This window comes from Flavobacterium sp. MDT1-60, from assembly GCF_014844035.1.
In the GTDB taxonomy this organism is placed as follows: Bacteria; Bacteroidota; Bacteroidia; order Flavobacteriales; family Flavobacteriaceae; genus Flavobacterium.
Genome location: NZ_CP062159.1, coordinates 4,206,924 through 4,220,781, shown reverse-complemented (window position 1 = coordinate 4,220,781; position 13,858 = coordinate 4,206,924). Strand labels below are relative to the sequence as shown.

At 33.4% G+C, this 13,858-nt stretch carries 15 protein-coding genes; 4 read left to right on the top strand and 11 right to left on the bottom strand.

The window, feature by feature from the left end:
• Positions 1 to 92 precede the first annotated feature (92 nt).
• Positions 93 to 1,781, bottom strand: a complete 1,689-nt coding sequence (locus IHE43_RS17735) for an OstA-like protein (protein WP_192185136.1) — start codon at positions 1,779 to 1,781, stop codon at positions 93 to 95.
• A 378-nt stretch (positions 1,782 to 2,159) separates the two neighbouring features.
• Between IHE43_RS17735 and IHE43_RS17730 the strand changes: the two genes are divergently transcribed.
• Positions 2,160 to 4,031 (top strand): alpha-amylase family glycosyl hydrolase, encoded by a 1,872-nt coding sequence (locus IHE43_RS17730; RefSeq protein ID WP_192188248.1) that lies wholly within the window; start codon positions 2,160 to 2,162, stop codon positions 4,029 to 4,031.
• 58 nt (positions 4,032 to 4,089) lie between these two features.
• On the opposite strand, the gene IHE43_RS17725 is transcribed toward IHE43_RS17730, so the two are convergent.
• From IHE43_RS17725 to rsfS, 7 genes are all read right to left on the bottom strand, one after another.
• A complete protein-coding gene (locus IHE43_RS17725) occupies positions 4,090 to 4,872 on the bottom strand; it encodes a superoxide dismutase (protein ID WP_192185135.1) in 783 nt (260 codons plus the stop codon).
• An 8-nt stretch (positions 4,873 to 4,880) separates the two neighbouring features.
• A complete protein-coding gene (locus tag IHE43_RS17720) occupies positions 4,881 to 5,150 on the bottom strand; it encodes an acyl-CoA-binding protein (RefSeq protein ID WP_072971205.1) in 270 nt (89 codons plus the stop codon).
• Complete coding sequence (locus IHE43_RS17715) at positions 5,151 to 5,804, bottom strand: phosphatidylserine decarboxylase family protein (RefSeq protein WP_192185134.1); 654 nt, start codon at positions 5,802 to 5,804, stop codon at positions 5,151 to 5,153.
• A complete protein-coding gene (locus tag IHE43_RS17710; protein WP_192185133.1) occupies positions 5,794 to 6,684 on the bottom strand; it encodes a phosphatidate cytidylyltransferase in 891 nt (296 codons plus the stop codon). Before IHE43_RS17710 ends, IHE43_RS17715 begins: the two co-directional genes overlap by 11 nt.
• Position 6,685: 1 nt before the next feature.
• Entirely contained in the window at positions 6,686 to 7,294 is a 609-nt protein-coding gene (locus IHE43_RS17705) for a lactate utilization protein B/C (protein WP_192185132.1), read from the bottom strand.
• Between the two features lie 113 nt (positions 7,295 to 7,407).
• A complete protein-coding gene (ftsH, locus tag IHE43_RS17700; protein ID WP_192185131.1) occupies positions 7,408 to 9,333 on the bottom strand; it encodes an ATP-dependent zinc metalloprotease FtsH in 1,926 nt (641 codons plus the stop codon).
• Between the two features lie 15 nt (positions 9,334 to 9,348).
• The gene (gene rsfS, locus IHE43_RS17695) at positions 9,349 to 9,720 is read right to left on the bottom strand and encodes a ribosome silencing factor (protein WP_007809313.1); all 372 of its coding nucleotides are present in this window, start codon (positions 9,718 to 9,720) and stop codon (positions 9,349 to 9,351) included.
• Positions 9,721 to 9,813: 93 nt separating this feature from the next.
• Here rsfS and IHE43_RS17690 point away from each other — a divergent pair, with 93 nt between their 5' ends.
• Complete coding sequence (locus IHE43_RS17690) at positions 9,814 to 10,554, top strand: biotin--[acetyl-CoA-carboxylase] ligase (RefSeq protein WP_192185130.1); 741 nt, start codon at positions 9,814 to 9,816, stop codon at positions 10,552 to 10,554.
• A 73-nt stretch (positions 10,555 to 10,627) separates the two neighbouring features.
• Here IHE43_RS17690 and IHE43_RS17685 read toward each other — a convergent pair whose 3' ends face one another.
• From IHE43_RS17685 to pyrE, 3 genes are all read right to left on the bottom strand, one after another.
• Positions 10,628 to 11,284: a hypothetical protein gene (locus IHE43_RS17685; protein WP_192185129.1), complete on the bottom strand. Its 657-nt coding sequence runs from the start codon at positions 11,282 to 11,284 to the stop codon at positions 10,628 to 10,630.
• 241 nt (positions 11,285 to 11,525) lie between these two features.
• On the bottom strand, positions 11,526 to 11,918 hold the full coding sequence (locus IHE43_RS17680) for an SRPBCC family protein (protein ID WP_192185128.1): 393 nt from the start codon (positions 11,916 to 11,918) through the stop codon (positions 11,526 to 11,528).
• A 137-nt stretch (positions 11,919 to 12,055) separates the two neighbouring features.
• Entirely contained in the window at positions 12,056 to 12,700 is a 645-nt protein-coding gene (gene pyrE / locus IHE43_RS17675) for an orotate phosphoribosyltransferase (protein ID WP_089354431.1), read from the bottom strand.
• Positions 12,701 to 12,707: 7 nt separating this feature from the next.
• On the opposite strand from pyrE, the gene IHE43_RS17670 reads away from it, so the two are divergent.
• Complete coding sequence (locus IHE43_RS17670; protein WP_192185127.1) at positions 12,708 to 13,319, top strand: NUDIX hydrolase; 612 nt, start codon at positions 12,708 to 12,710, stop codon at positions 13,317 to 13,319.
• 154 nt (positions 13,320 to 13,473) lie between these two features.
• Entirely contained in the window at positions 13,474 to 13,704 is a 231-nt protein-coding gene (locus tag IHE43_RS17665; RefSeq protein WP_192185126.1) for a DUF4287 domain-containing protein, read from the top strand.
• Positions 13,705 to 13,858 lie beyond the last annotated feature (154 nt).

The window sequence follows — 13,858 nt, the reverse complement described above, 5'->3', positions numbered from 1 at the left end:
TTGAATTGAAAACTGGAACGAGAAAATGCAACGATATTTTACAGCAAAGTTAGCAAAGTTGAAAAACTGAAAACTGCCACTGCGACTGAAAACTACTTCTTAGTCTTTGTACTGGTTTTTGTAGTTTCTGCTTTAGCAGTACTTGTTTTAACTGCAGGTTTCTTTTTGTCGTAGTCAAGTGTTTCTTTTCTGACTTGCATCGGGACATCTTTGTCTTTTGCTTCCTGGTCTTTTCCTTCCTGAATTAATTTGTCGTTCATTTCATTATCCTCGGCGGTAAAAATATCATCTTTCGACTTTATTCTTTCATCACCTCGCCAGACGAAACCTCTTAATTTTCGGGCATTTTCAGGTAAATCGATTTCCGGATAAATATCGCCGTCAACATTCTTAAAAAAAGTAATGGTTTCAATAGCATTATTTTCTAAAATAAGATTGATTTTACTGCTTACGCTTTTATTAATTCCCACAAGTTCATTGGCCTCATTTCGCGAATAATATATAACTTCGGTATTTTTGATAACATCAACATCATGAAGTTTTCCGTCCCTGAATTTTCCAAATAAATTGAGCCCTTTTACCTGATTAAATCCTGTTCCAAGAGTGTCCCGCGAGATCAGGAAAGTGTTATTGAGAACTTTTAGGGAATCTAATTTTTTGGTAGTATTATCTCCAATTAAATGCATTACATCGCCAGTAATTTGATTATCACCATTCCATAGAATTGGATTTCCTATCAATTTTGTTAAGGCAGTTTTAGAATTAGAATGTATTGAATCACATTTACCACTCATATCTATTTTAAAGAAACGAACATTGTTGTAAGCTCTCAAAATTCGTTCGCCCTCTTTTCCTGTAACCATTAATTTTTTTCCATGAATATAAACCGAATCATTATCTACAAAATTAACTGCGACAGCTCTTTTGGTTACAAACATGGAGTCTTTTAACTTATAAACTTCAGCGTAATGTCCTTTTACAATTCCGCGATTAATAGAATCAGTAATTTTTACATTTCGTGTTGCCGATGCAAATTCCGTATTCCGATTGTAATACAAACTGTCGCCTTCTATAAGGCGGTCATCGTATTTTATATAAGATTTTCTGAGGAAGTGCGCCAGATTTTTCTTGGTGTCATAAAAGCCTTTTTCGGTATAAATATAATTAGCTTTACTTGTAATAGTTGATGGGCCAAGTAAATAGGTGTGTCCTGAATTACTGTAGTAATCCAAATGATTTGATTTTACAACATATTTAGGATTCGTTAGTGTTACTTCTGTCAAAAACTGAAACTTTTTTTCGGCTACATAATATCTTCCAGATTTACTAACCAGAGTGTTATCCTTATTAACGATTGTCCCTTTTGTGTTATAAAAAACCTCCTGAACATTTCGGTCAAAATTGATGGTATCAGTTGCTAAAGTTGCATCTGGAGAGGTCATAACGGCATTTCCGGTAGCAAATGCTTTTTTTATGTTCCCGTTATATTCGGCATATTTACTATTTAAATATAAAGTATCACCCTGAACCAATTGTACATTACCAAAAGCTTTAAGATAATTTTCTTTTTGAAAAAAATATGCTTTATTGCAAGTTAGTACAACACCGTCATGATTTACCTTTACATTTCCTGTAAGTAGAAGTGCATCTGGCATTAATTCTTGATTGACATCAGAAAAATCGGCATTTTCTACAATAATTTTTTTAGGCGCCTGCGCAAAAATGCTCTGAACACTTAAAAGAAGTAAGCAATAAGATATGAAAAACAGTGATTTCTTCAATTGATTAAATTTTTGTCAAATTTATGAAAAAGGATACAACCTTTATGGATATTAGGATTAATTTATAATTGTTTTCTTTTGAAGGTTCAAAGGTTTTTTAATTTCGAAATAGGTTAGATCTTAAAAATCCATTTGAAAAATGTTTTTAAGTCATTTTAAAAACCTTTGCCCCCATGAACCTTTGTTCCTCTGTACCTTTTTTAATTATCAACAAAAGACAGGACTCTCACGTTGTAGTAAATCATTTCTAACTCATTTTGAACCAAATTGAATTGAATTCCATTTGAATTTTAAAAATTAAACTAAATTTAGAAAATAGTTTTTAGAAGAAGTAATTTAATTCTGAGACCTCAAAAAGATCAGATGATAAAAAATAATATGATAAATAAACGATTTATAGTTGCAGGAATGGCTGTAACCGTGCTGTTTTCGGCATGTAAAACAAAAGATTTAAAAATGAATACTGCTAGAGAAGAAAGTACTACAGAAAAGAAAATTGTGGTGTATCAGGTTTTTACACGCTTATTTGGAAATAAAAACACAACAAACAAACCTTGGGGGACCATTGAAGAAAACGGAGTCGGAAAATTTAATGATTTTACGGATACAGCGCTTCACGAAATTAAAGATTTGGGTGTAACCTATATTTGGTATACTGGCGTTCCTCATCATGCCTTAGTTCGAGATTATACAGCTTACGGAATTTCAAATGATGATCCTGAAGTAGTAAAAGGCCGCGCCGGATCGCCTTATGCAGTTAAGGATTATTATAACGTAAATCCAGATTTGGCTGTAAATCCAGCGAATAGATTACAAGAATTTGAAGCACTGATCAGTCGTACGCATAAGGCTGGTTTAAAGTTAATTATTGATATTGTGCCAAATCATATTGCCCGAAAATATGAAGGCAAGAATAATCCTGAAGGTGTAAGGGATTTTGGTGCAGATGATGATGTAAATGTGGAGTATAAAAGAGATAATAATTTTTATTACATACCGAAAAACCATTTTGAAATTCCAGATGGTGATATTCCATTAAATGGAGAAAAAAATCTGATGATTGATGGTGTATTTGATGAAAATCCTGCAAAATGGACGGGAAATGGTTCACGAAAAGTAAAGCCGGATCAAAACGATTGGTATGAAACGGTAAAGGTTAATTACGGAATTCGTCCGGATGGTTCTAAAGATTTTCCTGAACTTCCGGCCGGATTTGATCAAAAGTCTTATGAGGAACATTTTGTTTTTTGGCAAGATAAGGACGTTCCGGATTCGTGGAAGAAATTCAAATCTATTGCCTTATACTGGACAGCCAAAGGAGTTGATGGTTTTAGATATGATATGGCTGAAATGGTTCCGTACGAATTTTGGAGTTATATGAACTCGGCAATCAAAATGAAAAATCCAAAAGCTTTCTTATTGGCTGAAGTTTACAATCCAAATGAATATCGCAATTATATTCGTTTAGGAAAAATGGATTATTTATATGATAAAGTAGAAACTTACGATAAGTTGAAAGATATTATTAAGGGGAAATCGTCTCCGGATGGTTTGTCAGATATTCAAAAAGGGATGTCGGATATCGAACATCATATGCTTCATTTTTTAGATAATCATGATGAACAACGTCTGGCAAGTCCTGAATTTGCAGGAAATGCTGAACGCGGAAAACCTTTGATGGTTGTTTCGACTACAATTAGTACGTCACCAACAATGGTTTATTTTGGACAGGAAGTAGGAGAGGCCGGAAATGAAAATGCGGGTTTCGGAACGCATTCCAGAACTTCTATTTTTGATTATATTGGAGTTCCAAATCATCAGCGTTGGATGAATGAAGGAAAGTTTGATGGAGGACAGCTTTCTGATTCAGAGAAAAATTTGCGTGATTTTTACAAACGATTATTGAATTTTTCAGTTAATAGCTCTGCCTTGATGGGAAGTTTCCAGGAAATTCAATCTGTAAATCGTCAGAATAATGCCGGCTATGATCAATTACTTTATTCGTATGTTCGTTGGTCTGAAAATCAGAAGTTAATAATTGTTGCTAATTTTTCTTCTGAAAAAACAAGTGAGTTTGATTTAAAAGTCCCATCTGATATTATTTCAAAATGGAATTTAAAGGATGGGGAATATAAATTAACAGATCAATTATATCAAAAGAATACAGTTCAGCTGAAAGTAATTAATGGAGAGGGAATTACAAAAGTAAAAATTGCACCTTCAGAATCATTTATTTTTGAGTTGAAATAATTCTTTATCTGGAGACATAAAAAAAGCTGATACATATAATATATCAGCTTTTTTTGTTTTATACTTTTTTGACTTTCTTCAAAGCCTCTTTATAATTTTCATTTACTTTTTCCCAATTAATATGTTTGTAAAAAGCATCAATATAACTTCCTTTTCTATTTTGATAATCGAGATAATAAGCGTGTTCCCATAAATCAATTCCCATTATTGGAGTTCCGGGTATCAAAGCGTTTTTCATTAATGGATTATCCTGATCCCCTGTAAGACTTACCTGAAGTTTTCCATACCTGTCAACGACTAGCCAAACCCATCCCGATCCAAATTGTTTTGTAGCCATAGCTTTAAATTGGTTCGTTAGATTATTAAAAGAACCAAATTCTTTATTTATAGAACCTGCTAAAGTGTCTTTTGGAGTTTGCTCTTTTGGTGTCAAAAGATTAAAATACATGGTATGGTTGTAATAACCTCCCGCATTTTGACGAAGTTTAGCGTTACTAAGATCCATTTTTTTCAGGATATCTTCAATCGGCATGTTTTCAAATTCCGTCGAAACAATCTCTTTATTTAAATTATTCGTATAGGATAAATAATGTTTTGAATAATGTGTTTCTAAAGTAAGAGAACGTATATCAGGAGCTAGTCCATCATAAGTAAACGTCAATTTGGTAAGTTCAAACGAACCGGGATCTGCTTTTATATCATCAGGTGTGCCGATCGTTATTTTTTCTTCTTTTGTTGGCAGTGGAACCTCAACAACTTCGGTTAGTTTATTGCTATCATTACAAGAAAATAATACGAAGAATGAAGTTAAAATACTAAAACGAATAAATTTTTTCTTCATAATGTAATTTATTTTGATGTTAGAGAATTTATAATTTCGATATAGTTTTCTTTTGCTTCGTCAATTGATATATGACTAATTTGCATCCACGCATTTGTTTTAAACGCATCGCGTAAATCAAAATTCTCAGATTGATTGTATACAGCCGTTCCAAAAGTAGCCTGTTTGTAATAAGCATACAGCCTTAACTGCACATCTTGTGGCAGTGAGGACTGAGTCATTTTTAAAGCGATTTCTACAGCCTCTGAAAAACGAGTATCTAAATCTTTTTCGGTCATTTAAGCTTTTGTCGCAATGATGGTTTTTCCTCCAACTGCTTTTTGATTCAACTCTACGTTAATTTCGGTACCTAAAGGTAAAAATAAATCTACTCTTGAACCAAATTTTATGAAACCAGCATCAGTACCCTGAACAACCTGCATTCCTTCTTGTGCATAGTTTACAATTCTGCGTGCTAAAGCACCAGCAATTTGTCTGTATAATATCTGACCAAAGGTCTCGTTTTCAATAACAACAGTAGTTCTTTCGTTTTCTTCGCTCGCTTTTGGATGCCAGGCTACCAAAAATTTACCAGGATGGTATTTACTGAATTTGATAATTCCGTCCATCGCATAACGAGTTACATGTACGTTTATTGGTGACATAAAAATAGAAACCTGTAAACGTTTGTCTTTAAAAAATTCACCTTCATAAACTTCTTCAATAACCACAACTTTTCCGTCAACCGGAGCAAGAATGTGATCACTGTTTCTGATTGCGATTCTTTTTGGATTTCTGAAAAATTGCAGAATAATAATCAAAATTACTACACCAGCAATTTGTACCAGAATTCTTAACCAACTGATATCAATGAATTTGTCAGCAATTAAAAGTACGGCAACAGCAAAAACAGTACCTAATAAAATGGATGGGCCTCCTTCTTTATGAAACATAATATAAAATTTGATAAAATAAAAATATAATTGGTGCTACAAATATAACACTATCTAATCGATCTAGAATACCTCCGTGGCCAGGCATTATGGCGCCGCTGTCTTTTACGCCGGCAATTCTTTTAAATTTTGATTCAATCAAATCTCCAATCGTTCCAAAAATGCTTACAATTAAAGCGATTATTGTCCAGATAAGGATTGATTTACCGCTAAACTCAGGTTTTGGCTGAATGTATAATTTGGAAATTAAAAATCCGGCAAAAGCAGCAAAAACAACTCCACCAAGAAATCCTTCGATAGTTTTTTTAGGAGAAACACGTTCAAATAATTTATGTTTTCCAATTGATTTTCCAACCAAATAGGCAAAAGTATCATTGGTCCAGATTAAGATAAATAACCCAAGAATGATTTTTGGATTGTAATCATTCGCACCAAAAGAAATTTTAACAATAAATATAAAGGGAAGTGTAATGTATCCTAGTAAATATAAATATTTTGAGGATGTACTAACGTTTTGAATATTGTCATAAAACAAAAATAAAATGCATTTTATGGAGATAACCAATGTTACAGCCAGCAATACAAGATCTAATTGCTGAATATTGGGATTTAGAATTATGTCTGAATCGAATGTGGTGTTTAAAAACGAGGTAGTCTGTTTGTTATAATGACTAATTAACAAAATAGTGGTGTACAACAGAATTCCAAAAAGAATGGAAAAGACTTTGCTAAGGTTAACTAAATTGCAAAATTCGTAAATTGTAATTATTAAGAAAAGACCAAAAAGGATAATAAAGCTTTCAGTAGAAAACAGAATTGCGGTTAATAATAAAGCGATATAAACAGCACCAGAAATGGTTCTCTTGAGTGTTTCGTTCATCTTAAAGGTCTTCTAAAAGCAATAAATAGAGATTTTTTGCAACGCTTCCGTATTGTGTAAAATCTTCCTCTTTTGCTTTTTCGAAATATTTTATAGTGGTAATGTTAGTTGGATAGTCTCTTTCGTATTTTCGTTTAATAGCGCTCAAACCATCACTTTTCATTGGTAGTATTTGACTTGTTGTGGCTATTATAACAATATTTGCAGGTAACTCGTTTGGTTTGTCTTGTCTGATTTGTTTTGAGGAAAACAAAATAGAGCCTTCATCAGCAATAAGGTTTTCACAAGAAGCTAATAAAAATTTAGGAGCTTTTGGTGAGATATAAATAAGTTTGTTCTCTTCTAATAAATGAAAAAGACCTGGTTCATAACATAAAACTTCATTTTCAAACCAGTCGTTTTCTTCTAAAATATTTTCAAATTGTTCTGCAACTTCTTGTTTGTTCTCACAATACAAAAATTTACCGCCATTTTTCTTAAAATTGAAAATGAATTGTTCGTCGATAGATAAATGACTGTTCGGAATTGGATTACCTCCTCCATATTCGCTTTCATGTTCTTCGTCAGATGCGGCGTCGCTAGAACCAAATATTTTTTTGAAAAAATTCATTTTATATGAAATACTTTACATGTTAATTGAAAACGTTCAAAGATAAAAAAATCTTAATTCAAAAGCCTGTTTTGAATTAAGATTTTAAAAAATATTACATATTTCTGAATAATTTACGAAACCACTTCTTCCAGATTTTTGTCAAAAGTACGTTTTCCGAAAATTGTTTCTAAGTCATCTTTAAAAATAACTTCTTTTTCTATAAGTATATCGGCAAGCTGATTTAACTTGTCTTTGTTCTCTTCTAAAATTTGAATCGCTCTTTGGTATTGACCTTCAATTAATTCTGAAATTTCTTTGTCAATAACTTTTGCAGTCTCATCAGAATATGGTTTAGAGAAATTATATTCGCTTTGTCCAGTTGAATCGTAATACGTAACATTTCCGATTTTTTCATTCAAACCGTAAATAGTTACCATAGCACGGGCTTGACGTGTAACTTTTTCTAAATCGCTTAATGCTCCAGTTGAAATTCTGTCAAAAGTCACTTTTTCAGCAGCTCTTCCTCCCATAGTAGCACACATTTCGTCTAACATTTGATCTGTTCTCACGATTTGTCTTTCTTCTGGCAGGTACCATGCGGCTCCTAAACTTTGTCCACGAGGAACAATTGTTACTTTAATAAGTGGTGCAGCATGCTCAAGCATCCAGCTTACAGTAGCGTGACCAGCTTCGTGAATTGCAATTGCTCTTTTTTCTTCCGGAGTAATGATTTTATTTTTCTTTTCAAGACCACCAATGATTCTGTCAACGGCATCAAGAAAATCTTGTTTGTCAACTGCAGTTTTATTATAACGGGCAGCAATTAAAGCAGCTTCATTACAAACATTAGCAATGTCAGCACCAGAGAAACCCGGAGTTTGTTTTGCTAAGAAATCTAAGTCAAGACCTTCAACTTTTTTGATAGGAGCTAAGTGAACTTTAAAGATTTCAGCTCTTTCGCGAATGTCCGGTAAGTCAACAAAAATTTGTCTGTCAAAACGCCCGGCACGCATTAAAGCTTTATCAAGAACATCAGCTCTGTTTGTTGCGGCCAAAACAATTACGTTTGAGTTTGTACCAAAACCATCCATTTCTGTCAATAATTGGTTCAAGGTGTTCTCTCTCTCGTCGTTTCCACCTGACATATTGCTTTTTCCTCTTGCTCTACCAACCGCATCAATCTCATCGATGAAAATGATAGCAGGAGATTTTTCTTTAGCTTGTTTGAATAAATCACGTACACGTGAAGCACCAACTCCTACGAACATTTCCACGAAATCAGAACCTGATAATGAAAAGAAAGGTACCTGAGCTTCGCCGGCAACAGCTTTAGCTAATAAAGTTTTACCAGTTCCCGGAGGTCCTACAAGAAGAGCTCCTTTTGGGATTTTACCTCCTAGGTTGGTATATTTTTCAGGATTTTTAAGGAATTCTACAATTTCTTGTATTTCTTCTTTTGCACCTTCTAAACCAGCAACATCCTTAAATGTTGTTTTGATATCTGTTTTTTCATCAAACAATTTAGCTTTCGATTTTCCGATGTTGAAAATTTGTCCGCCACCGCCACCAGCGCCGCCTGACATTTTACGCATAATGAAAATCCATACACCAATAATGATGATGATTGGAAGCAGACTGATTAAAATGTCGCTCCAGTTGTTTTTCTGCAAGAAATTAAAATCTTTCAGTTTGCCTTCGCCAACTGCTTTTTCTAATTTAGTTTGAAAAATCTGATCGTTACCAATTTCTAAAGTATAGTGAGGACCTTTGTTTGCTCTGTCAAAAATATCTTTAGCTACTTTTTTATTGGCAGCATCTTTAAGAGCTGCAGCAGTTAAATATACTTCAGCTTCAGCTTTATTATAAACGATAACTTTTTCAATTTGTCCTTTTTCTAATAAAACATTAAATTTAGAAGAAGTTAATTGAGCAGGTTCGCTTAAGTTAGATCCTCCGGTTGCAAAACTTATAAATAAAAAAACTAAAAGTATTGCAGTATATATTAACCAGGGACTTATTTTAAATTTACTCGGATTTGGATTATTATCTTTAGCCATTAGAAAAAATTTTCTTTAGTATTTGTTTTCGATTGTAGTTATTTTGGCGTCACCCCAAAGGCTTTCGATATTATAGTATTCACGAATGTGTTTTTGGAAAACATGTACCACGATGTGCACATAATCCATAAGAACCCATTCCGCGTTATCGGTTCCTTCTACGTGCCATGGTTTATCTTTTAAATCTTTAGATACTGTTTTTTGGATTGAGTTCACAATGGCGTTAACTTGAGTGTTAGAACTTCCGTTGCAAATAACAAAATAGTCACAAACAGCCGTGTCTATTTCTCTTAAGTCAAGAATATCAATATCATTTCCTTTTACTTCTTCAATCCCTTTGATTATGTTCGCCAGTAGAACATCATTATTAATAGTCTTTTTCGCCATGAATTATTTTATATGAATTTGTAAAGTTACCAAAATTTGTGATTATTTTTGAACCTTAACAAAATATTAAATTAAGTTATTTAAATTACTTGAATGAAACTAATCAAACTCGATGCCATAGATTCTACAAACGACTTTCTTAAGGCATTATCAAGCCAGGATGAACTTGATAATTTTACTGTGGTAACTGCTGAAAATCAGACAAAAGGCAAGGGGCAAATGGGGGCGAAGTGGGAATCTGAATCGGGTAAAAACTTAATTATGAGTGCCTTGGTAAAGGATTTTCTATATGATAATGAACAGGTTTTTAATTTAAGTTTAATCGTTTCCTTGTCAGTGATTGAGTCTTTAAAATCATTAAATATTCCTGATTTAAGTATAAAATGGCCAAACGACATTATGTCATACAATAAAAAGATTGGTGGCATATTAATCGAAAACACCATCAAAAGTGATGGCAGAATCGTGTCAGTAGTCGGTTTAGGACTAAATGTCAATCAAACAAATTTTGAAGAATTGCCAAATGCTTCTTCTCTGGCAGTCATTTCAGGTCATACTTTTGATAAAGAGTTATTACCGGCTTTAATTATTGAAAAAATGCAGCAGAATATAGAATCATGGGAATCAAACTCGGCTATTTTCTGGAAAGAATATTTTAATACTTTATTCCGTAAAGGTGTTCCAATGCCTTTTAAAAACCTTAATACGGAAGCATTTGGACAAAACTTCATGGGAATAATTCAAGGTGTTTCTTCAGTCGGAAAAATACAAATTATGCTTGAAGATGATTCTGTTTCAGAGTTTGATATTAAGGAAGTTCAAATGCTTTATTGAGAGGTTCAAAGGTGTAGAGTTACAAAGGTTCAGAGGTTTTAAAAACTTTGTGCCTTAGTGCCTTCGTGGCAGATTAAACTTTTACTAGATTTTCTTTTTTCGGTGCTATTTTTCTACTCCAGTAAACGATATAAATTGTCCCTAAAACAGAAGGCATCATCCAGGAAATTAAGTTCCCAATTCCCATTCCGGCAACAATAAAAGCTGTAATCGAGGCTATTAATGCACCAACCATTTTTCCGATATGTTTAGAAAGCCACTTCTTCTTAAATTCCGAGGCATTCTTGTAAAAAATAAAATCTTTTGTGGTCATAAAAAGGCCAAATCCTCCGAAGAAAGTAAATAAGATACCATTTTCAATTGCGTTTAACTGGCAGTATAATCCGATGGAAATCATTATTACAGAAAAGAAAAACATACTTCCGGAAATTAATTTATCCATAAAATCAGCTTCCGATTTGTATTTGAAAGACGAAGCCCTGTTTCCTGAGATCACAAGATAAATGGTAAATAATCCAATTAGGAATAAAAATATGTTTTGATGACCAGGAAGCCAGCAAATAGGAAGAGAAATTAGACAGCTCGTAATCATTCCGATAGAGAATAATTTTCCCATTTTTGTATGCAATGCACTTCCTTTTTTTACCAAAACGCTTCCAATTCCGGTCATTAAACCGATGCCTCCAAAAAATGCGTGAATGTAAATTAAAATCTTAATCGTTGTTTCCATTTTTAGTTTGTGTTAGTTTTATGGATCAAACTTCGATTAATTATTTTTTCTGCTATAATTTATAATTCCCAACTGTTGTTTTTTGAGGATGAAGTGTGGGTTTTGCCACGAAGGCACTAAGGCACAAAGTTTAATTTTCTTAGTGTCTTAGTGTCTTTGTGGCAACAAAAAAAAAGCCTGATAATTAAATCAGGCTTTAGAATTTTATGTAAATAGCGAATTAACAATTAATAATTCACAATTAAAGTTTAGTCATATTGTTGGCTAAAGTTTCAATGAATTTACTGATTGGCCCTTTGATCATCATCGCCATCATGGCATTGAATTCTCCTTCAAAGAATAATTGTACAGCACTTTCTGAATCAGAAACGCTGTCAATATTTGAAGTCAGGGTAAAAGGAAGTTTATCACTTGCAGCCCCTAAAACAATTTTGTTTGGTGCTGTTTTTTCCTTCATTTTTAATTTTATTTCCGGCATACCTTTCAATCCAAAAATAAAAGCATCTTCACCAATCACTTCAAATTTAGCGATATTATCCGGCATTAATTTTTCAAAATTCTTTACATCAGATAATTGATCAAATAGATCTTGAGCTGATTTCTGAACAGTAACTTTTGGACTTTCTAAGTTCATATTTTATTTTTTTATTTTTTTTAACCGCAAAGGGTGTAAAGGTTTTTTTATGTTGTAGCTAAAATAAATTCCAATTTTTAAATTCCAAATTCCAATTTCTATCGAAACAGCAATCTAAAATCCAAAATCTAAAATTACTAGTCCTGTCCCCAAGTTGATGGAATTGCGTTCCATTCCTGCAAAGTAGACTGCTGCTCTTCTGTAATATATTGTTTCTGAACCGCTAATTCTAATAAGTTTTCGTAGTTGCTCAACGTGTATAAATCGATGTTTGCATTTTTGAAGTTCTCTTCGGCAACACCAAAACCGTAGGTGAAAATTGCTGCCATCCCTTTAATATTAGCCCCTTCGTTGCGTAAAGCTTCCACAGCCATTAAACTGCTGTTTCCGGTACTAATTAAATCTTCAACGACAACCACATTCTGGCCTTTTTGTAAAAAGCCTTCAACCTGATTTTGTCTTCCGTGTTTTTTAGCTTCCGGACGCACATATACAAATGGTAATCCAAGGCTTTCAGCAACAAGAATTCCAATTCCAATAGCTCCAGTGGCTACTCCGGCAATTACATCTGGTTTTCCAAATTGTTTTTCAATGTTCTTCGCAAATTCATCACGAACATAATTTCGGATGATCGGAAATGAAAGAATTAACCTATTATCACAATAAATAGGCGATTTCCATCCAGAAGCCCATGTAAAAGGATTTTCTGGATTCAATTTAATTGCATTTATTTGCAAAAGCAATTCGGCTGTTTTTTCGGCAGTATCTTTATTAAAAATCATAATACAAATGTATAAAGTTTTTGTGAACGACAAACCACTTTTTTTGACAAATGAAATCTCAAAAGAGACTAATTTTCAATTGTTCCTGTTGGAGAGTATTGATATTGAGCAGCTTATAGTTAAAATTTTTCAAAATAAAATTCAAAAGGCCTACTTATATCATCCCGACGAAAGAGAGATCATGAAGACTCTCAAAGCTAAAATCCCTGTTAGTAAAGCGGGTGGAGGCTTTGTATACAATAAAAACGGAGAAGTTTTATTCATTTTCAGAAACGGAAAATGGGATTTGCCTAAAGGCGGAATCGAAAAAGGCGAGGAAATTGAAAACACTGCGATGCGCGAAGTTGAAGAAGAAACCGGTGTAGGCCAGCTCCGAATCATAAATAAACTCCAAAAAACCTATCACGTTTTTAAACGAAACGGAAAATACAAACTTAAAATCACACATTGGTTCGAAATGTTTTCTGATTTTGAAGGAACTCCGCAAGGTCAAATCGAAGAAGGAATCGAAAAAGTAGCCTGGCTAAATCCCGAACAAATCAAAGAAGCGCTGAAAAACTCGTATGAAAACATTAAATTATTGTTTGAAGAGGAGAGTAAGATTTCTGTTGAAGAGTAGAATAGAGGCAAGAAGCTAGAATCAAGAAGGAAGAGACAAGAGGCAAGATAAGACTTTATTGCAACGCTTCGAGGCAGAATATTAGTTGTTTAGTAAATCTAAATTTTTATTTGTATTTTCGTACATATAGATTAACCAACTAATAGATATTGTTATGTCATTTCAAGGATATTTAAAAACAATTAAAGAAAAGACGGGTAATGGTCCTGCTGAATTTAGAACTTTAGCAGAACAAAAAAACTTCACAGAAGACGGAAAACTCAAACCTGAAGTGAAAGCTGGAGATATCGTCAACTGGCTTAAGGAAGATTTTGATTTAGGTCAGGGACATGCAATGGCAATTTACGCACTGCTTAAAGGCATAAAGGACGAGAATAGCCAGTAATTAATTCAATTTATTATTTATCGGATACATAATTAGGGCGTGCCACCATCCCGATAAGAGGGCAACATTACTTTGCACATATACGCCCTCTTATCGTGATGCTGTCGGGCTTTCGCTGCTACTGCGGTAGCTTAGCTCTATCCCTCACGCGGAG